The organism is Rhodomicrobium sp. Az07, assembly GCF_018619475.1.
Taxonomy (GTDB): domain Bacteria; phylum Pseudomonadota; class Alphaproteobacteria; order Rhizobiales; family Rhodomicrobiaceae; genus Rhodomicrobium.
The window spans coordinates 79,359-97,363 of record NZ_JAHFZG010000011.1; the positions used below are offsets into that span (position 1 = coordinate 79,359).

Below are 18,005 nucleotides of genomic sequence, written 5' to 3' on the forward strand. Positions count from 1 at the left end.
GCCGCAACCGGAGTCGCAGTCATGGTTTCCGCAGCGGAACAACTCGCCGCTAACCTCAAGTTTTCGACGTTCGCAAAGGCCGGTGAACTCAAGCAGCGGCTTTTGTTCACGCTCGCCGCATTGCTGATCTATCGGCTCGGCACGTTCATCCCGTTGCCCGGGATCGACACGACGCTGCTCGCGAAGCTGTTCGAAAGCGCCCCGAACACCGTGTTCGGGATGCTGAACGTGTTCTCGGGCGGCGCGCTTTCCCGTTCGGCGATCTTCCTTCTGAACATCATGCCGTATATCACGGCGTCGATCATCATTCAGTTGCTGACGTCCGTTGTTCCGACGCTGGAAGCGCTGAAGAAGGAAGGCGAGTCCGGCCGAAAGCAAATAAACCAGTACACGCGATATCTGACCGTGCTGATCGCGACGGTACAGGCGACGCTGACGGCGCAGGGGCTGAACAGCTCGGCGCTCGAACCCGGCTGGTTCTTCCAGCTCACGACGGTCGTTTCGCTCGTGGGCGGCACGATGTTCCTCGTGTGGCTCGGCGAACAGATCACGGCCCGCGGCATCGGCAACGGCGCATCGCTCATCATCTTCGCGGGCATCGTGGCGGAAATGCCGACCGCGCTCTATCGCATCCTCGAACAGGGCCGCAGCGGTGTGCTTTCGCCTGCTGTCATCCTCGGGCTGTTCGTGATGATGGTTGCGGTTGTGACGGTCGTGGTGTTCTTCGAACGGGCGCAGCGCAAGCTGACGATTCAGTATCCGAAGCGGCAGGTCGGCAACCGCATGTTCCAGGGCGACAGCTCGCATCTTCCGCTGAAGCTGAATGCCTCGGGCGTTATCCCGCCGATCTTTGCGTCGACGCTTCTCTATCTGCCCGCGACGATCGAGCAGATTGTCGGCAAGTCTTCGGAGACGCTGAACCAGGTGCTCCCGTATTTCGGGCCGGGCCAACCGCTTCATATCCTGTTCTACATCGCGCTGATCGTCTTCTTCTGCTTCTTCTATACGCCGATCGTCATCAACCCGAAGGACACGGCCGAGAACCTCAAGAAGTATGGCGGCTTCATACCCGGCATTCGACCCGGCCAGCGCACGGCGGAATATATCGACTACGTGATGACCCGCATCACGCTCGTTGGGGCGGCCTATGTGTCGGCGGTGTGTATCTTGCCTGAAATTCTGTCCTATCAGATGCAGGCACCGTTCTACTTCGGCGGAACTTCGCTTCTGATCGTGGTCAGTGTCACCATGGATACGGTCGCACAGGTGCAGAGCCATCTTCTGGCGCATCAATATGAGGGCCTGATCAAGAAGGCGAAGCTTAGGGGAGCGAAACGTCGATGAACATCATTCTGCTTGGCCCTCCCGGCTCCGGCAAAGGCACGCAGTCGAAATATCTGGAAGATAATTTCGGCCTCAAGCAGCTTTCGTCCGGAGACATGCTGCGGGCGGCCGTTTCGAACGGCACCGAAGTCGGCAAACTGGCGAAGTCCTATATGGAGAGTGGCCAGCTCGTTCCGGACGAAGTCGTCATGGGTGTGGTTTTCGAGACGCTGGAGAGCTTCCCGGCGGACAAGCCGGGGTTCATTCTCGACGGCTTCCCGCGGACGAATCAGCAGGCCGAGGAACTCGACGCGTTTCTCACGAAACACGGCAAGACGATCGGCGCAGTGATCCTCGTGGATGTACCGGACGATCTGCTCGTCAAGCGGATCGCAGGTCGCTTCACATGCGGAAGCTGCGGCGAGGTCTACAACGACTTCTTCCGTCTGCCGAAAGTCGAGAACACGTGCGACCGTTGTGGTAGCACCGCGTTCAAGCGGCGCTCGGACGACAAGCCGGAAACGGTGAAGGAGCGCCTCGATGTCTACCACACGCAGACGAAGCCGCTGGTCGACTATTACAAGGCGCAGGGCAAGCTGAAGACGGTGAACGGCGACGCGCCGATCGAAACTGTAACGCGTCAGATGAACGACATCCTGGGCGCGGCGGGCTGAGGCCTCCGCGCATCATTCGAGGCGCAAGATCGTTCGCAGACTTTCTTGCGCATTGCGGCTGGACTAATTAGCAAAGGGTGACTATATTGGCGCCCTTGGCTCATGATCTGCGGTTGCCTGGAGGTTTTCGCCTCGCAGGCGCCGTTGTCTTATTTTCGGTATGAGCGGACACCCGCTCGAACTAGCAACACGACGAGGACCACGTGGCACGTATCGCGGGTGTGAACATCCCTTCCAATAAGCGCGTTGAAATCAGCCTTCGCTATATCCATGGCATCGGGGCGAGATTCGCGAAGGAAATCTGTGACAAGGTCAGCATCCCGGTGGAACGCCGGGTCAACGAGTTGAGCGACGCAGAGATCCTGCAAATCCGCGAAGTCATCGACCGCGACTATGTTGTCGAGGGCGATCTTCGTCGCGAAGTTGCGATGAACATCAAGCGGCTGATGGATTTGGGCTGCTATCGCGGCCTTCGGCATCGTCGCGGGCTGCCTGTACGCGGCCAGCGGACGCATACGAACGCGCGCACGCGGAAAGGTCCGGCCAAGCCTATCGCCGGTAAAAAGAAGTAAGGGCTGGCTTTGAAGGTGGCGCGGCCCGCTCACGGCGTTTCGTCGGATTGTGGGTCGCGTTGTAGCTTCGATTTTTTGGGACTGGGACGATGGCGAAGGAAAAAGCGCGCGTCAAACGCCGCGAGAAGAAAAATATTGCATCGGGCGTTGCGCACGTGAATGCGAGCTTCAACAACACGATGATCACGATCACCGACGCGCAGGGCAACGCGATTTCCTGGTCGTCTTCGGGCGCGATGGGCTTCAAGGGTTCGCGCAAGTCGACGCCCTATGCAGCGCAGGTTGCGGCCGAAGATGCAGGCCGCAAGGCGCAGGAACACGGCATGCGCACGATCGAGATCGAAGTGAGCGGCCCCGGTTCGGGACGTGAGTCGGCTCTTCGCGCGCTCCAGGCCTGTGGCTTCCAGGTCACGTCGATCCGCGATGTGACCCCGATTCCGCACAATGGTTGCCGCCCGCGCAAGCGCCGTCGCGTTTAAGTTGCGATGCCGGTCCGCCGACGGAGCGATTGGCGCCCCGTTTCGATGAGCGGGTGCGAGGCGAGGCCAGGGCAAGCTTCGCATGAGTTAACGAGCGCGGGGAACCTCGCGTTCGATGCCGCCGTATAAGGAAAGAAACGTGCTTAACAAGAATTGGCAGGATCTCATCAAGCCGGGCAAGATCAACGTGATCCCCGGTGCGAATCCGAAATACGTGGCTTCCATCGTCGCGGAGCCGCTTGAGCGCGGCTTCGGCCTGACGCTCGGCAACGCGCTTCGCCGCGTTCTGCTGTCGTCGCTTCAGGGCGGCGCGGTCACGACAATTCACATCGACGGCGTGCTGCACGAATTCTCGTCCATCCCGGGCGTTCGCGAAGATGTCACCGACATCGTGCTGAACGTCAAGGAAGTCGCCCTCCGCATCCATTCCGAGGGCGTGAAACGGATGGTGCTGCGCAAGGAAGGCCCCGGCGTGGCCCGCGCGCGCGACATCGACGCCGGTCCGGACGTTGAGATCCTCAATCCCGACCACGTTCTCTGCACGCTCGACGAAGGCGCGACAGTTCGCATGGAACTGACCGCCGCCATCGGCAAGGGTTACGTGCCCGCCGAGCGCAATCGCCCGGACGACGCGCCAATCGGCCTCATTCCGGTCGACAGCCTCTACAGCCCGGTCAAGAAGGTCTCGTACCGCATCGCGAACACGCGCGAAGGGCAGATCCTCGATTACGACAAGCTGACGCTGGACGTCGAGACGAACGGCGCGGTGTCTCCGGAAGACGCGGTGGCGCTTGCGGCGCGCATCATTCAGGATCAGTTGTCGATCTTCGTGAATTTCGAAGAGCCGCGCAAGGAAGTCGCCGAGGAGCGCATCCCGCAACTCGAATTCAATGCGGCGTTGCTCAAGAAGGTCGACGAACTCGAGCTTTCGGTGCGTTCGGCGAACTGCCTGAAGAACGACAACATCGTCTACATCGGCGATCTCATCCAGAAGACCGAAGCGGAGATGTTGCGCACGCCGAATTTCGGGCGTAAGTCTCTGAACGAAATCAAAGAGGTGCTCGCCGGCATGGGGCTGCATCTCGGCATGGAAGTCCCGAACTGGCCGCCGGAGAACATCGAAGAACTGGCGAAGCGCTTCGAGGACCATTACTAGATCGGCCTGTGCGTCAAATCGGAGATGATTGGACGCTGAGAACCTGATCGACACCCAAGACTTGCAGCGTGGTGCCGCGCCTGATGTACGGTACGACGCTGTAACAGACCAATCAGACCGCGGGGCGCAGTCCGGCGCGGCGAAGTTTGAGGACGAGACAATGCGTCACCGTAGATCCGGTCGTAAATTCAATCGCACGGCGAGCCACCGTCAGGCCATGTTCGCCAATATGGCCGCTGCTCTCATCAAGCACGAGCAGATCGTGACCACCCTGCCGAAGGCGAAGGATCTGCGCGGCGTCGTCGAGGCGCTGATCACGCTCGCGAAGCGCGGCGATCTGCATGCGCGCCGCGTGGTGGCGTCCCGCCTTCGCGACGAAACGCAATTGGCGAAGCTGTTTGCAACGCTCGCTCCGCGCTATGCGGATCGTCCGGGCGGTTATACCCGCGTTCTGAAAGCTGGCTTCCGCTATGGCGACAATGCGCCGCTCGCGGTCATCGAGCTTGTGGATCGCGACGTCAATGCTAAGGGGCTGGATTCCGGTCCCGTGCAAGACGTCGAGGACGAAGCGGAAGCGGCGTAAGCCGGTCTACCGAGCGGCAGGCGCGGATTCGCAGGCTGCGAGACACGTTTCAGAAGTTTAGTTTCCGGCCGCGCGATCGATGCGCGGCCTTTTCTTTGCATCCGGGGCGTCGGACTTTGATCGCAAGGTGAGAAGGCCGACGCGACGCAGACACCCGCCCAAGAAGTTGGACGTGGGTTGCTTGCGATAACTCGTCATCCTCCCAAGCCTTGATGAGCGTTCGATTTTCTGTCCGCGCGATGTCTTTCTGCCCCGCATGCAAAGCGTCAGGGGAGAAGCTGTGCACGCAAGCAAATCCCTTGTGCGCTTCGTCGATCTGCGGTCTTCGCGCCACTTTTCGCAATTCGATGCATTTTTGCGGCACAGACCCGACGATCTTTCATCACGGATCGGTTATCTTCGGCGCGACCATCGGCGCAGCGAGCGATTCTCACGCGCCCAATCATAACAATCGCGAAGGTAGCGGCGGAGAACGCCCCCGCGCAGGAGGGACTCGGAGTGGAGCACATCGAAGCCGATATCCTGATCATTGGCGCGGGCGGGGCGGGCCTGCGTGCGGCGATTGCCGCCGCCGAAGCCGCGCCCGGCCTCTCCATCGCGCTGGTTTCGAAGGTTTACCCGATGCGAAGCCACACGGTGGCGGCGGAGGGCGGCTCTGCGGGCGTGTTGCAGGACTCCGACAGCCTTCAGGCCCATTTCGACGACACCGTTTCCGGCGGCGACTGGCTTTGCGAGCAGGACGTGGTGGAATACTTCGTCGAGCACTGCACGCCGGAAATGATCCAGCTCGAACATTGGGGCTGTCCGTGGAGCCGCAAGCCGGACGGCGATATCGCCGTGCGGCGCTTCGGCGGCATGAAGATCGCGCGCACGTGGTTCGCGGCGGATCGCACGGGCTTTCATATCCTGCACACGCTGTATCAGACGTCCATGAAGTACCCGTCCATCAAGCGGCTGGATGAGTTCTTCTGCACGGACCTCCTTGTTGACGATGGCCGCGCGCAGGGTGCCGTGTTCCTCAGCCTCGCAACCGGCGAGTTCACCGCCGTCACCGCGCGCGCTGTCATCATCGCAACGGGGGGCGCGGGCCGAGTGTACCCGCAGAACACCAATGGCGGCATTGTCACCGGCGACGGCATGGCGCTGGCGTTCCGTCACGGCGTGCCGCTGCGCGACATGGAATTCATGCAATATCATCCGACCTGCATGCCGGGCAGCGGCGTGCTCTTCACCGAGGGCGCGCGCGGCGAAGGCGGCTTCCTGCGCAACAAGGACGGCTACCGTTATTTGCAGGATTACGGCCTCGGTCCGGCATTGCCAGAGGTCCGCAACAAATACATGGAGCTTGGCCCGCGCGACAGGATCAGTCAGGCGTTCTGGCATGAGGAGCGCAAGGGACGCACCATCGAGACGGCGCATGGCGATGCGGTGCTGCTCGACCTCACGCATCTCGGCCGCGACAAGATCCTCGAACGCCTCCCGCAGATCTACGACCTCGCGAAGGATTACATGGGCGTCGACGCGGCGGAACAGCCGATCCCCGTGCGTCCGGCGGTGCATTACACGATGGGCGGCATTCTCGTGGACGGTCGCACCGCCGCGCCGCTGCCCGGCCTGTATGCTGCGGGCGAATGCTCCAGCGTCGGCATTCACGGCGCGAACCGACTCGGCTCGAACTCGCTCGCCGAGCTTTCGGTGTTCGGCCGCGTGGCTGGCGAACAGGCGGCGGCCTTCGCGCAGGACTCGTCGAACGGCGACAAGGGCCGTCTTCTCGATCAGGCCCGCGCGGCGGAAGGCCGGGCGCTCGCGCTGCTGAACCGGCAGGGCAAGGGTGAACGGCACGCGGCGCTGCGCGACGAGATGACGGCCGCCATGGAGCGCGGCTGCGGTATCTATCGGCTCGGCGACGAGACGCAGCAAACCTGCGATACGCTCGCCGACCTCAAGAAGCGCTATGCGGATGTCACGCTCGACGATCATACCCGCGTTTGGAACACCGACTGGACCACAGCCATCGAACTCGGCTTCCAGCTCGACGTGGCGGAGGTCATCGCGTATTCGGCGCTGGAGCGCAAGGAGTCGCGCGGGGCGCACCAGCGGCTCGACGGCTACGAGAACCGCGACGATGAGCGCTATCTGGCGCACAGCCTCGCGCATTATCGCGACGGCGCGGCGCCGGAAATTACCTATGCGCCCGTGTCCATCACCAAATCGCCTCCCGGCCAGCGCGCCTACGGCGAAGCAGGCGTCAAACTCGAAGAAGCGAAGGCGCACAAGCATGACTGAGCGCGCGGACAAGACCATTGAATTGCGCGTCTTGCGCTACAATCCGGTGACGGACGAGAAGCCGCATCATCAGAGCTTCACCGTGCCGTATACGAGCGACATGTCGGTGTTGCAGGGGCTTCAGTGGATCAAGGACACGATAGACGGCAGCCTGACCTATCGCTGGTCGTGCCGCATGGCGATCTGCGGAAGCTGCGGCATGATGATCAACGCCGAGCCGAAGCTCGCCTGTCACACGCTGCTGCGCGATCTCGCGCCGGGGCCGGTCACGGTCGAGCCGCTGAACCATTTCCCCATCGAGCGCGATCTCGTGGTGACGGTGGACGACTTCGTGAAGAAGATCGAGAGCGTCACGCCCTGGCTGATCCCCAAACACCCGAAGCCGGTTTCGGAAGGTCCGTATAATCAGACGCCCGCGCAGATGGCGGCCTATGAAAATTTCAGCGCCTGCATCAACTGCATGCTGTGCTACGCAGCCTGCCCGCAATATGGCGAGAACCCGAAGTTCATCGGCCCGGCCGCGATGGCGATCCTCCAGCGCTACGATGGCGACTCGCGCGACGGCGGCAGCGCGCTGCGCATCGATGCGGTGCATGGCGAGGATGGCGTGTGGGGTTGCACGGCGGTTGGGGCATGCAGCGATGTTTGCCCCAAGGCGGTGGACCCGATGCACGCCGTCAACCAGAACAAGATGAACACCGCGCTCGACTACTTCCTGCGCTTCTTGAAGAAGAGGGACACGAAATGAGCGAACGTCGCCCTTATGTGCGCCCCATGCCCCGCGACTGGTGGGCGCGCTGGCCTTTCCGGCATTACACCGTCCGCGAGCTTTCGGGCGTGACCATCGCGATCTACGCCGCCGTGCTGCTGTCCGGGCTGGTCGCGCTGTTGCAAGGCCCTGCCGCCTGGGACGCCTGGCGCGGCTGGCTTGCCTCCCCCGCCTCGCTGGTGCTGCATGGCGCGCTGCTCATCGCCATGCTCTGGCATGTGCGCACATGGTTTCAGATCCTGCCGAAGACGATGCCGAAGCTCATACTCGGAGGCACGCCGGTGCCGCAAAGAACCATCACGCTGATCGGCACATCGGTCGCGGTCATCTGTTCGTCGGCGCTCGTCGCATTCGTTCTGTGGAGGCCGTTTTGATGCCGCACGCTCCCGAAAAGCGCAGCAACGCACCGATCTTTTGGCTTCTTTTCGGCGCGGGCGGCACGCTGTCGGCGCTGTTCGGCGTCGGGCTGATCCTCGTGACCGGTTTCCTTGCGCCGCAGGGCATCGGCATCGGCCCCGACGCGTTGAGCTACGAAAACGCGCTTGCGTTCACGCAAAACTGGCTTGGCAAGGCCGCGATCTGGGCTGTTATTTCGCTGTTCTTCTGGCACGCGGCCGAGCGGCTTTATCTCACGCTGAAGGACATGCATGTGTTCAGCGACCTTGGGCGGCGGCTTCTGACTTATGGCGTCGCCGCCGTGGTGACGGTGGCGACGGCGGGGCTTCTTCTTGCCATCGGGTTTTAGACGGAACGAGCCCTATCTCCCGTATTTCTCCCAGTGCGGGCCGAATAACTCGGCTTCCGTCGGGCGCTTCTCGGGGATAGGCGTCACAAGATGCGTGATGTTGAGGAAGTGGCGGTAGTTGAGATTTTCGGAGATCGAGTTCTTCTGCCAGCTTCCGCAGCCCATACTGAGCGTAAACGGCAACCCGGAATCGAACGAACCCCCATGGGCGAAAGTGTGCGCGAAATTCACGAGCACGCGCACCACGTCGAGATCGGCGGCGAGTTCGCGCGCGCGGTCCATGTTCGCCGTGTGGATGCCGAGCGAGTGCCCGCGCCCCTGATGATCGAGAATGCGCCGCACGATATCCTTCGCGTCGGCAAAGTCGCGGGCGCGATAGACCGTCAGCACGAGCGAAAGCTTCTCGCTCGACAGTGGAAAATCGGGGCCGATGCCGGTTTCCTCCACGAGAAAGAACCGCGCGGCGTCCGCATCGCGAGGCAGGCCGAACGCCCGCGCCAATACGCCTGCATCCTTTGCGATGAGGTGGCGATTGAGCTTGTGGCTCTGCCATAGCGCGGCTTCGATATCGGCTCTCTTCTCCCGCGCGCAGAGATAGGCGCCCGCGCGCTCCAGCGCCGCAATCGCGCGCTCATAGACGGCGTCGACAATCACCACCGCGTTTTCCGACGAGCACGACGTGGAATTATCGAAGATCTTCGATCGCGCGATCTTCGCGGCCGCCGCGTCGAGATCGGCCGTTTCGTCCACGATCACCGGCACATTGCCCGTGCCGACGCCGATGGCGGGCGTTCCGCTCATATAGCCGCGCCGCACATTGTCCTGCGAGCCGGTGACGACCACGAGGTCGACCGCCTCCATCATTGCGCGCGTGAGATGCTTCGTGACGGGCTGCGGCAGCACTTGAAGCAGGTCTTCGGGCAGGCCGATGTGCGCCAGCCCTTCGCGCATGAGTTCGACGGCGCGCGCGGTCGTCGTGTAGCCGAGCGGCGACGGCGCGACGATCATCGCATTGCGGCCCTTGATCGCCATCATCCCCTTGTTGGCCGCGGTGGCGCCCGGATTGGTTGACGGCGTGACGGCGCCGACGACGCCGATGGGCTTCGCATATTTGACGATGCCTTGCGCCGGGTCTTCCTCGATCACGCCGACCGACTTCACCCGCAAGAGATCGCGCAGCGTGCCGAAGGTCTTGCGCTGCTTCTTGTCGATCTTGTCGGGCACGTTGCCGAGGCCCGTGTCGGCGACGGCGATACGAGCGAGTTCCTCCGCGTGCTCGGGCTTGTAGATCGCCCAGGCCATGGCGCGCACGGCTTCATCGACGCGCGCCTGATCGCTCCCGGCGAACGTCGCCTGCGCGGCGCGGGCGCGCTCCATCAGCACCGCGACTGCGTTCCGGCTTTCCAAATGTGGCCTCTCGGCATCGCCCGCTGACATCTATTTTCCGATTGCCGCTGTTTCCGCTGGAAGTTGTACAGGGGCGCGAGCCATTTGAGGAAGGTGTTTTCGCTCTGCCGCTCGCCCGAAAGGCGGATATCGCATGGCCGGCGAAGTTGCGGGCGCCATGGCGCGGGCGGGCGATATGAATTTCCCCGCAACGACCAGGGCAGAACCTCTTTTCCGAGGTTGCCGATGCTGCCGGTTTGGCAGAGACTGCGCCGCGTCCGGGCAATCCCGATGAGGAAACCGGAGAAGACGAACGGCTGACTTCACACTTCACACGCGCCCGTTGCGCTTCGCCGAACGCACGCGCGCCTTGCGGAACCCAACCCGATGAAGAATGCCATGATCACCCTCAATGCGGGGTCTTCGTCGCTGAAATTCGCGCTTTTCGATATTCACGGCGATGGGATCGTCGAGGCGTTTCGCGGGCAGGTCGAGGGGCTGCATGGCGACGCCGCGGAGTTCTCCGTCAAGGCCGCGCCGGGTTCGGAGATGCCGTCCTTTGCGCCGAGGCCGACCGTCTCCGCATCGCATGTGGCGGCGCTTCACGAGGTGCTGGATTTCGTGCATCTATATGGCGGCGGCCGGAAGATTGTCGGCGTCGGCCACCGCATCGTGCATGGCGGCACGATGTTCACGAAGCCTATTCGCGTGGACGAAGACGCGCTTCTGGAAATGCGCACCCTTATTCCGCTGGCGCCGCTGCATCAAACACACAACATCCGCTGTATCCTCGCCGCGCGAAAGGTGTTTCCGGAAGCGGTGCAGGTTGCCTGTTTCGACACGGCGTTCCACCGCACGCATAATTGGGAGAACGACACGTTCGGCCTGCCGCCGGAATATTACGATGCCGGTGTGCGCCGTTACGGCTTTCACGGCCTCGCCTATGAGCACCTCGTGGACGAGTTTCGCAGCTTCGCGCCCGAAATCGCGGAGGGGCGCGTGATCATGGCCCATCTCGGCAATGGCGCGTCCATGTGCGCGATGAAGGAAGGGCGCAGCATCAGCTCGACCATGAGCTTCACGCCGCTCGACGGCCTCGCGATGGGAACCCGCTGCGGGCAGATCGACGCCGGGGTGGTGCTGCATCTGCTGACCGAGCGCCGTATGAGCGTCGACACCGTGACGCAACTTCTTCATCGCGGCTCGGGGCTCAAGGGCATGTCGGGCTTTTCGCATGACGTGCGCGACCTCGAAAAGGCGGACACGCCCGGCTCGCGCGCGGCGCTCGCCTATTTCGTTCACCGCGCCCGTTATGAAATCGGCGCGCTTACCGCGCTCCTCGGCGGGTTGGACGCGCTTGTGTTCTCGGGCGGCATCGGCGAACATTCCGCCGATCTTCGCGGGCGGATTTGCGCCGATTTCGAATGGCTCGGCCTTTCGCTGGATGCGGAGCGCAATGCTCGGGCCGAACGACTTCTCAGCACCGATGCATCGCGCGTGAAGGTTTTTGTCGTCGCCGCGAACGAGGAAAAGACCATCGCGCAGCACACGCTGTCGTTCCTGCCCACTTCACAGAAATAGCGCGCCCGAACCGTGGGCGCGTCGCCGCTCGCGATGTCCGCGCTTAGTCCTGCGTAAGCCGGTAGCCGAGGAAGCGCTGGGAGTCGATCGGGTCCGAGCCGAGCCGCTGACGCAGCCGCTTGCGCAACTTGCTGATGTGGCTTTCGATGACGTTCTCGTCGATGCCGTCGTCGAACAGCCCGTAGACGAAGTTGAAAATCTGCGACTTCGTCACACGGCGGCCCTTGTTCGCCATGAGATATTCGAGAATGCGGCGCTCGCGGCGCGGGAGCGGTAGCGGCTCGCCGTCGACTTCGGGGTCGCGGCCATCGGAGAAGACGCGGATGCGGCCCGACAGCGGGTGCGCCTCGGCGTCCTGCTGCGAGCGGCGGCTGATGGCGCGGATGCGGGCGAGAATTTCGCGCACATGCACGGGCTTGCGCACGACGTCATCGACACCGGCGGCGAACAGGTCGAGCGTATCGTTCAGCGATTTCGTCTCGTTCATGGCGATGACGGCGGCACCGGACCGCGACTTGATCTTGAGCGGCACTTCCTCGCGATTTTGGAAGTCCCCAAGCAGAAAAGCTTCAACTGCGTCGATATCCGGCTCCGGTGCCGTATTAACCCATTGCCGGAAGTCATGCGGCGCAAGCCCGGTTGCGGAAACGCCCTCCCGGCAGAACCAGGCGGCATAACCGTTCAAAACGGTTTCGCGTTCATCGACGATGACAATCATGGCTTTTTCCGATTCGAAACAACTAAGGTCTGCTTAACGGCTTAAACGCAACCTGTGGCTGCATCAACCTCTGATTGTCTCGATCGGCGGAACGCAATCCGTTAACTCGCGAAGCGTTGCAAGAATGCCTCGCTTCAACTTGGGGTAGGTTTTGCGCAAACTTCGAGGGGGACTATCCCGGCGGGGCCGGGCGTCGCGTCGCAGGCGGACGCGCAAAACCCGGCGGCATGGGCGCCACCGGGCAGGACCATCAGCCAATCGCTCGAAAGCGCGTCAGCGCTGCTCGGTCGTGAAATAGGAGGATAGTTCGCCGAAAAGCTTGGCGGTTCGATCCGACGCATAGCGTGCGGCGTGCGATTCCGGCTGCTGGGCTTGCGATTCGAGTTCCTCGTTCAACGTGTCGGCCATGCGATCCTCGATCGACTCGATCAGCGCAATGACCGCAGCCTCGATTTCTTCCAGACCGCTCAGCAGAAGTTCCGACTTGTCGCCATCGTCGAAACAATCGAATGCCTTGTGCCGATGTCGTGAGACGGTGCTGAGAATGTTCGACAGATCGCGGCAAACCTCCGCGTTGAGACCGGGCACGCCGAGCGCCGCGCGATGCAGCCGCGAAATGGAGCGCAGGAGACGGAGCGTCTCCAACCCGCGATTGCGCTCCACGTAGGCTCGCAGGAAGCGGCGGCCCTTTTCTGTTGCAAGCAGGGCGCTTTCTATCGCGCAGTAGTCGGCCTCCGACAGGGGAGCCATAGGAAGGATTGTCATACTCGCCGCCGGGTGTTCGAAAATCGGTTGTAGAAACACTACCGGGTAAACCTTTCCAAACGCTTGACAAAATCGCACCGTTTCTTTGCGTCTCGTTCTTGTCATGGTTCGCTGGCAGGAACGGGCTCCGTGAAGGTTTGCGACAGTTTTTCACAGACTCGACGCCCGATCCTCGCTATGGCTTAACAATTCTTTCAGAAGTCTGACGGGAATGCACGATAACGAGGCAGTTCTGGACCGGAGTACAAGACCGGCCCTCCGCTCCGCCGAGGAGCGCGGGACGCGTCGGCTTGTCGTGTCCGGCGACTGGACGCTCGCGACGCTGCGCGAGGCACAGGCGGCCGTCGACGGCGTCGAAGCGCCGAACGGCCCCGCTCACGAGATCGACATCGGCGATATGCGGCGGCTCGATACGGCGGGCGCGTTGACGCTCGTCGGTCTCAGGGATGGCAAGTCCGCCGCCGCAACCGCCGATTTCTCTTCCGCACGCGCTGAACACCGCATCCTTCTCGACGAGATTGCGCGCGCCGCCCCGGCCTCGTTCGAGCCGCCGCCGCCGCGCGCGGGCGCAGCCGTCGAAACACTCCGCCGCTTCCTCTCCGCCGCAACCGCCATCGGGCGCGACGCCGTCCGCCTCACCATGTTTCTGGGTGAAACGACCGCAGCCTTGGGCCGCGTCGTCGCGCGACCGAAACGTTTTCGCGTGAAGGCGTTCACCCACCAGCTTCAACAGACCGGCCTTTCCGCCGTGCCGATCATCGCTCTGGTGAGCTTCCTCATCGGCGGTGTGGTGATGCAGCAGGCCGCTTTCCAGCTTCAGAAGTTCGGCGCGGAGACAATGTCCATCGACATGCTGGGCATCCTCGCGCTTCGCGAACTGGGGGTGATACTCGCCGCCGTCATGGTCGCGGGGCGCTCGGCCTCAGCGTTCACGGCGCAGATCGGCACCATGAAGATGCGCGAAGAGATCGACGCCATGCGCACGCTCGGCATCGATCCCATCGAAACGCTGGTGCTGCCGCGCGTGCTCGCGCTGATGATCGCGCTGCCGCTTCTGGTTTTCCTGGCCGACGTCATGGCGCTGGCGGGCGGTGCCGTCATGGCGAAGCTTTATCTATCGCTCGACACCGAAATGTATCTGCAACGGCTGAACAGCGCCGTGCAGGCGAAGCATCTTTATGTCGGGCTGATCAAGGCTCCCTTCGCCGCGCTCGTCATCGGGCTTGTCGGCTGTCTGGAGGGCCTGAGCGTTCGCGGAAGCGCGGAGTCGGTCGGCACGCAGGTGACGACGGCGGTGGTGAAGGCCATCTTCCTCGTGCTGGTCCTCGACGCGGTGTTCGCGATTTTCCTTTCCGCGGCGGGGTTCTGACATGGCGACACCGCACCTGGACGACGCGCCACAGCACTACGCGATCCGCATTCGCGGGCTGACGAAACATTTCGGCAGTCAGCTCATTTTCGAGAATCTGAACCTCGACGTGCGCGCCGGCGAAATCCTCGCCATCGCGGGCGGATCGGGCACCGGCAAATCGGTGCTGCTTCGCACGATCCTCAAGCTTCTGCCGTTCGAAGCGGGCAGCGTGGAAATTCTCGGCAGCAACTTCGCGTCGCTCTCGAAAACCGAGCGCGTGAAGGTTGAGCGGCAAGTGGGCGTCCTGTTTCAGGATGGCGCGCTGTTCTCCTCGCTGACCGTGCTTCAGAACGTTCAGGTGCCGATGCGCGAGCATCTGAAACTGCCGCAGAAGACCATGGACGCGCTGGCCCTGCTCAAGATCGCGATGGTGGGGCTTCCCCCGAACGCGGCGTACAAATACCCGTCGGAACTGTCCGGCGGCATGAGGAAGCGCGCGGGGTTGGCGCGTGCGCTCGCGCTCGATCCGCGCATCGTCTTCCTCGACGAGCCGACCTCCGGCCTCGATCCCATCGGCGCGGCGGCGTTCGACCGGCTCATCCGGAGCCTGCAAAGAACGCTCGGCCTCACCGTGTACATGATCACCCACGACCTCGACAGCATCTTCGCCGTGTGCGACCGCGTGGCGGTGCTGGCCGACAAGCATATCGTGCGCGAGGGCGCGCCGATGGACCTCGTCCGCGATCCCGGCCATCCGTGGGTGCGGGAGTATTTCTGCGGCGAGCGCGGCCGACAAATCGCAAAGGCATCCTGAGATGGAAACACGGGCAAACTACCTCATCGTCGGCGTCTTCGTCCTCGGACTGATCGCGGCGCTGCTCGGCTTCATCTACTGGATGAAGCATGACGCCGACGGCGGCGGCGGCAAGGAATATCACGTGATCCTCGAAGGCTCGGTTCAAGGCATCACGGTTGCCTCTCCCGTGATGTTCAACGGCATCCGCTACGGAGCGGTGCGCAAGATCGAGTTGGTGCCCGAGGATACGCGGAAGGTGCGCATCCTGATTTCGGTCAGGCAGAACACGCCGGTTCGCACCAACAGCCACGCACGCATCTCGCAGCAGGGGCTTGCGGGATGGGTCGCGATGGAAATCACGCCCGGCACGCCCGACATGCCGATGCTTCAGGCGAAGCCCGGGGAGACTATTCCCGTGATCCTTGCCGATCCGGGCGCGTCCGGCTCGCTGTTCGCGGGGGTTTCCGACGCGGCCGGTCAGGCAAGCGCGCTCGCGGTGCGGCTCAACAACCTGATCGCGAACAATGAAGCCTCGCTCCGGCGCACCATCGCCAACCTTGAGGCTTTCACGGCGACCGTCGCGGAGCATAGGGGCGAGGTGGGCGAGATCGTCAAGAACGTGCGCGATGTGTCGGCGCGATTGAACGACGTCACGGCGAAAATCGACACAGCCGTGGATCGACTGGCCGGATCGGCTTCCGATCACCCCGATTCTGTTGTGTCGCAGGTGCAACAGGCGGCAGCTTCTTTTCGCCAGCTTTCGGAGAAACTCGACAAGACGCTCGGCGACAGGTCGGGCCCGATCACGGCCCAGGCTGAACGCTCGTTGCGCGAATTCGAGCTTTTTGCCAAGGACGGCAGGCGCTTGGCGGACAGCCTGGATCGGGTGGTCCAGAAACTCGATCGCAATCCGACGGGCTTTTTGCTTGGCGGTCAGCAGTCGCCCAAATACTAGAGCCCGTTCCGATCTGATTGAATTGCAATCAGATGGGTAAAACGGTCTCTTCTTGACTATTAGAGACGGATTTACCGATGGACCCGGGTCAAGCGGAGCGAATTTGACATTTGAGTCCCGGTTGCCGCGATCTCCCGCTCAAATGTCAAATTCAAAAGCTCTGATAAATTCGGTAAGTTGCTAATGATCCTTTGATTCCGATGTTTGCCCCAGGTGCAACAGACGGATGCAAATGTCGGGATCGGACCACTGGAGCTTCGTTTTGCGCTTCCTGGAAACACGGACAAAGCTCTATACATCTGTTTCGTCGCGTTTTCTTAACGCGATCGGTATCGTGCAGAAGCGCTTCCGGGATTGCAGGAAATTGAACCATTGAAGCGGGCGCTGTCGCTTATATTCGGTAGGGCGAATCGAGAGGGGCATTGGGCATCATGCGATTGATGCGTGAGATAGCCGCCATTGCGGTGGCGGGGATGTTGAGCGGGTGTGCCGTGGGCGGGCTCGTTGGCGCCTCCGCGCCTGCGACATTCGACCTTGAGGCGCCGCAGGTGGAGCGGATGCGCGCTCGCGGCATTCAGATCACCGTTTACCCACCGGTCGCGGTCAAGACCATCGACACGGTGGAAATCCTCGTAAAGGGCGGGAACGGCCGCGTCGCTTACTTTTCCGGTGCGGCCTGGGGAGACCGGCTCCCCGCGCTGTTTCAGGCACGGCTCGTCGAAACGCTTGCCAATTCCGGCGCCTTTCGCGCGGTGCTCACCAATCAGGACCGCGTGACGGGCGATCTGTCCCTGGCGATCGAAATCCGCGATTTTCAGGTTGATGCCACCTCCGGCGCCGCGGAAGCCGTGGTCGATGTCTACGTGAAACTCGTGGATGAGCGGACCACCTCCATCGTCACGACGAAGCGCTTCCTCGCGCGGGTGCCCGCCGCTGGGTCCGATCCGAACGCCGGCATTCATGCTTTGAATGTCGCATTCCAGCAGGTGGCCGTCGAAATCACCAAATGGATTGCGCGCCGCGGCTGATCCGAGCGAGAGCCGTGCAATGTGGTCGGCGTCTTGTTGCGTTTGCGATGCGAGCGCGCGCTGTAGCGCCGCCGGGTCCGGCTATGGGATGCCGATGCAAATCGTCTTTTCGAAAGACGGCAGCTTTTTCAATCTCTCGTAATAGCGAGTAACGTGGGGCAGGTTCGGGCGACGCAGGGGAAGGTTGAGCCAGCGATGCACCGCCATGCCCAGCGCGCTGTCGGCGATTGTTATTTCCGCCCCCGCGACATACGCGCCTGTTTTTTCCAGCCGATTGTCGAGAATCGCAAACAGCCGGTTTGCTTCGGCCTCGCGTTCCGCCGCATCGCGATCCGCGAACTCACCGACCTTGAGAAAATGTCGCATGAAGAGTGCCCGAAGCGCGGGCGAAACGTGGTCCAGCTTCCAGTCGAGCCACTGATCCACAAGCGAGCGGCTTTGCAAATCGCCGGGATAATAGCCGGGCGGCCCGTATTTTGCGGCGAGATAGCGCAGAATAGCGTGACTTTCCCACAATGTGAACGACTCGTCCTTGAGCACCGGCACCAGGCCGTTCGGATTGATATCCAGAAATTCGCGCGTATTCGTCGGTCTGAATGCACGTCCGTAATCGATACGGCGATACGGAATGCCGGCATCTTCCATAAAGAAAAGCACCTTCCTGACATTCCACGCTGTCGGGCGTCCGTAAATCTCGATCACTGCTTGCTCCTCAAGGCGCGATCCGACCGTCAAACTTTTCAGGCTTCCGTCAAACTACGAGGCGAAGGCACGGTTTTTCTCTGCATCGCGAAACATCACTATACTTGGAGCCCTAGATTAATTCTTTTTTTACGTG

General features: G+C 62.2%; 19 protein-coding genes. 15 read left to right on the forward strand and 4 right to left on the reverse strand.

The features are described from left to right. Positions 1 to 21 precede the first annotated feature (21 nt). The 10 genes from secY (at position 22) to frdD (ending at position 8,587) form a co-directional block, all read left to right on the forward strand. Positions 22 to 1,344 carry a preprotein translocase subunit SecY gene (gene secY / locus KKP04_RS09830; protein ID WP_215030167.1) on the forward strand — a complete coding sequence of 441 codons (1,323 nt, stop codon included), beginning with the start codon at positions 22 to 24 and terminating at the stop codon, positions 1,342 to 1,344. Next, positions 1,341 to 1,997 carry an adenylate kinase gene (locus tag KKP04_RS09835; RefSeq protein ID WP_215030172.1) on the forward strand — a complete coding sequence of 219 codons (657 nt, stop codon included), beginning with the start codon at positions 1,341 to 1,343 and terminating at the stop codon, positions 1,995 to 1,997. The genes secY and KKP04_RS09835 overlap by 4 nt, the downstream gene beginning before the upstream one ends. A 203-nt stretch (positions 1,998 to 2,200) precedes the next feature. Then, entirely contained in the window at positions 2,201 to 2,569 is a 369-nt protein-coding gene (gene rpsM / locus KKP04_RS09840) for a 30S ribosomal protein S13 (protein ID WP_215030175.1), read from the forward strand. 89 nt (positions 2,570 to 2,658) lie between these two features. Then, positions 2,659 to 3,048 (forward strand): 30S ribosomal protein S11, encoded by a 390-nt coding sequence (gene rpsK / locus KKP04_RS09845; RefSeq protein ID WP_013420576.1) that lies wholly within the window; start codon positions 2,659 to 2,661, stop codon positions 3,046 to 3,048. A gap of 115 nt (positions 3,049 to 3,163) precedes the next feature. After that, positions 3,164 to 4,204, forward strand: coding sequence for a DNA-directed RNA polymerase subunit alpha (locus KKP04_RS09850; RefSeq protein WP_215030178.1), 1,041 nt, complete (start codon positions 3,164 to 3,166; stop codon positions 4,202 to 4,204). 160 nt (positions 4,205 to 4,364) lie between these two features. Next, positions 4,365 to 4,787: a 50S ribosomal protein L17 gene (gene rplQ / locus KKP04_RS09855; RefSeq protein WP_215030181.1), complete on the forward strand. Its 423-nt coding sequence runs from the start codon at positions 4,365 to 4,367 to the stop codon at positions 4,785 to 4,787. 498 nt (positions 4,788 to 5,285) lie between these two features. Beyond that, positions 5,286 to 7,073, forward strand: coding sequence for a fumarate reductase (quinol) flavoprotein subunit (gene frdA / locus KKP04_RS09860; RefSeq protein WP_215030184.1), 1,788 nt, complete (start codon positions 5,286 to 5,288; stop codon positions 7,071 to 7,073). Further along, entirely contained in the window at positions 7,066 to 7,821 is a 756-nt protein-coding gene (locus KKP04_RS09865; RefSeq protein WP_215030187.1) for a succinate dehydrogenase/fumarate reductase iron-sulfur subunit, read from the forward strand. Before frdA ends, KKP04_RS09865 begins: the two co-directional genes overlap by 8 nt. Further along, positions 7,818 to 8,216, forward strand: a complete 399-nt coding sequence (locus KKP04_RS09870) for a fumarate reductase subunit C (RefSeq protein WP_215030190.1) — start codon at positions 7,818 to 7,820, stop codon at positions 8,214 to 8,216. The genes KKP04_RS09865 and KKP04_RS09870 overlap by 4 nt, the downstream gene beginning before the upstream one ends. Next, positions 8,216 to 8,587 carry a fumarate reductase subunit FrdD gene (gene frdD / locus KKP04_RS09875; protein WP_215030193.1) on the forward strand — a complete coding sequence of 124 codons (372 nt, stop codon included), beginning with the start codon at positions 8,216 to 8,218 and terminating at the stop codon, positions 8,585 to 8,587. Before KKP04_RS09870 ends, frdD begins: the two co-directional genes overlap by 1 nt. A gap of 12 nt (positions 8,588 to 8,599) precedes the next feature. Here the strand turns inward: frdD and KKP04_RS09880 are convergent, their stop codons facing one another. Further along, the gene (locus KKP04_RS09880) at positions 8,600 to 10,024 is read right to left on the reverse strand and encodes an aldehyde dehydrogenase family protein (protein WP_215030196.1); all 1,425 of its coding nucleotides are present in this window, start codon (positions 10,022 to 10,024) and stop codon (positions 8,600 to 8,602) included. A gap of 348 nt (positions 10,025 to 10,372) precedes the next feature. Here KKP04_RS09880 and KKP04_RS09885 point away from each other — a divergent pair, with 348 nt between their 5' ends. After that, positions 10,373 to 11,554, forward strand: a complete 1,182-nt coding sequence (locus tag KKP04_RS09885) for an acetate/propionate family kinase (protein ID WP_251134017.1) — start codon at positions 10,373 to 10,375, stop codon at positions 11,552 to 11,554. Between the two features lie 43 nt (positions 11,555 to 11,597). Here the strand turns inward: KKP04_RS09885 and KKP04_RS09890 are convergent, their stop codons facing one another. Both KKP04_RS09890 and KKP04_RS09895 read right to left on the reverse strand, forming a co-directional pair. Continuing rightward, on the reverse strand, positions 11,598 to 12,272 hold the full coding sequence (locus KKP04_RS09890; RefSeq protein WP_215030203.1) for a response regulator transcription factor: 675 nt from the start codon (positions 12,270 to 12,272) through the stop codon (positions 11,598 to 11,600). Between the two features lie 273 nt (positions 12,273 to 12,545). Next, positions 12,546 to 13,037 carry a hypothetical protein gene (locus KKP04_RS09895; protein ID WP_215030205.1) on the reverse strand — a complete coding sequence of 164 codons (492 nt, stop codon included), beginning with the start codon at positions 13,035 to 13,037 and terminating at the stop codon, positions 12,546 to 12,548. A gap of 211 nt (positions 13,038 to 13,248) precedes the next feature. On the opposite strand from KKP04_RS09895, the gene KKP04_RS09900 reads away from it, so the two are divergent. From KKP04_RS09900 to KKP04_RS09915, 4 genes are all read left to right on the forward strand, one after another. Next, positions 13,249 to 14,406: an MlaE family lipid ABC transporter permease subunit gene (locus tag KKP04_RS09900; protein WP_215030207.1), complete on the forward strand. Its 1,158-nt coding sequence runs from the start codon at positions 13,249 to 13,251 to the stop codon at positions 14,404 to 14,406. A 1-nt stretch (position 14,407) separates the two neighbouring features. Continuing rightward, entirely contained in the window at positions 14,408 to 15,202 is a 795-nt protein-coding gene (locus KKP04_RS09905; RefSeq protein ID WP_215030210.1) for an ABC transporter ATP-binding protein, read from the forward strand. A 1-nt stretch (position 15,203) separates the two neighbouring features. Then, positions 15,204 to 16,139, forward strand: coding sequence for an MlaD family protein (locus KKP04_RS09910; protein WP_215030212.1), 936 nt, complete (start codon positions 15,204 to 15,206; stop codon positions 16,137 to 16,139). 431 nt (positions 16,140 to 16,570) lie between these two features. Beyond that, positions 16,571 to 17,167: an ABC-type transport auxiliary lipoprotein family protein gene (locus KKP04_RS09915; RefSeq protein ID WP_215030215.1), complete on the forward strand. Its 597-nt coding sequence runs from the start codon at positions 16,571 to 16,573 to the stop codon at positions 17,165 to 17,167. A gap of 81 nt (positions 17,168 to 17,248) precedes the next feature. On the opposite strand, the gene KKP04_RS09920 is transcribed toward KKP04_RS09915, so the two are convergent. Continuing rightward, the gene (locus KKP04_RS09920; RefSeq protein ID WP_215030218.1) at positions 17,249 to 17,869 is read right to left on the reverse strand and encodes a glutathione S-transferase family protein; all 621 of its coding nucleotides are present in this window, start codon (positions 17,867 to 17,869) and stop codon (positions 17,249 to 17,251) included. Between the last annotated feature and the right edge of the window lie 136 nt (positions 17,870 to 18,005).

Excerpts from the sequence above, each read along its gene's own strand:
- KKP04_RS09835 (WP_215030172.1), top strand. The coding sequence starts at position 1,341 with ATGAACATCATTCTGCTTGGCCCTCCCGGCTCCGGCAAAGGCACGCAG.
- KKP04_RS09890 (WP_215030203.1), bottom strand. The coding sequence starts at position 12,272 with ATGATTGTCATCGTCGATGAACGCGAAACCGTTTTGAACGGTTATGCC.
- frdD (WP_215030193.1), top strand. The coding sequence starts at position 8,216 with ATGCCGCACGCTCCCGAAAAGCGCAGCAACGCACCGATCTTTTGGCTT.
- KKP04_RS09885 (WP_251134017.1), top strand. The coding sequence starts at position 10,373 with ATGATCACCCTCAATGCGGGGTCTTCGTCGCTGAAATTCGCGCTTTTC.
- KKP04_RS09895 (WP_215030205.1), bottom strand. The coding sequence starts at position 13,037 with ATGACAATCCTTCCTATGGCTCCCCTGTCGGAGGCCGACTACTGCGCG.
- secY (WP_215030167.1), top strand. The coding sequence starts at position 22 with ATGGTTTCCGCAGCGGAACAACTCGCCGCTAACCTCAAGTTTTCGACG.
- KKP04_RS09915 (WP_215030215.1), top strand. The coding sequence starts at position 16,571 with ATGCGATTGATGCGTGAGATAGCCGCCATTGCGGTGGCGGGGATGTTG.
- rpsK (WP_013420576.1), top strand. The coding sequence starts at position 2,659 with ATGGCGAAGGAAAAAGCGCGCGTCAAACGCCGCGAGAAGAAAAATATT.
- KKP04_RS09870 (WP_215030190.1), top strand. The coding sequence starts at position 7,818 with ATGAGCGAACGTCGCCCTTATGTGCGCCCCATGCCCCGCGACTGGTGG.
- KKP04_RS09905 (WP_215030210.1), top strand. The coding sequence starts at position 14,408 with ATGGCGACACCGCACCTGGACGACGCGCCACAGCACTACGCGATCCGC.
- rplQ (WP_215030181.1), top strand. The coding sequence starts at position 4,365 with ATGCGTCACCGTAGATCCGGTCGTAAATTCAATCGCACGGCGAGCCAC.
- KKP04_RS09900 (WP_215030207.1), top strand. The coding sequence starts at position 13,249 with ATGCACGATAACGAGGCAGTTCTGGACCGGAGTACAAGACCGGCCCTC.
- KKP04_RS09910 (WP_215030212.1), top strand. The coding sequence starts at position 15,204 with ATGGAAACACGGGCAAACTACCTCATCGTCGGCGTCTTCGTCCTCGGA.
- KKP04_RS09865 (WP_215030187.1), top strand. The coding sequence starts at position 7,066 with ATGACTGAGCGCGCGGACAAGACCATTGAATTGCGCGTCTTGCGCTAC.
- KKP04_RS09850 (WP_215030178.1), top strand. The coding sequence starts at position 3,164 with ATGCCGCCGTATAAGGAAAGAAACGTGCTTAACAAGAATTGGCAGGAT.
- KKP04_RS09880 (WP_215030196.1), bottom strand. The coding sequence starts at position 10,024 with ATGTCAGCGGGCGATGCCGAGAGGCCACATTTGGAAAGCCGGAACGCA.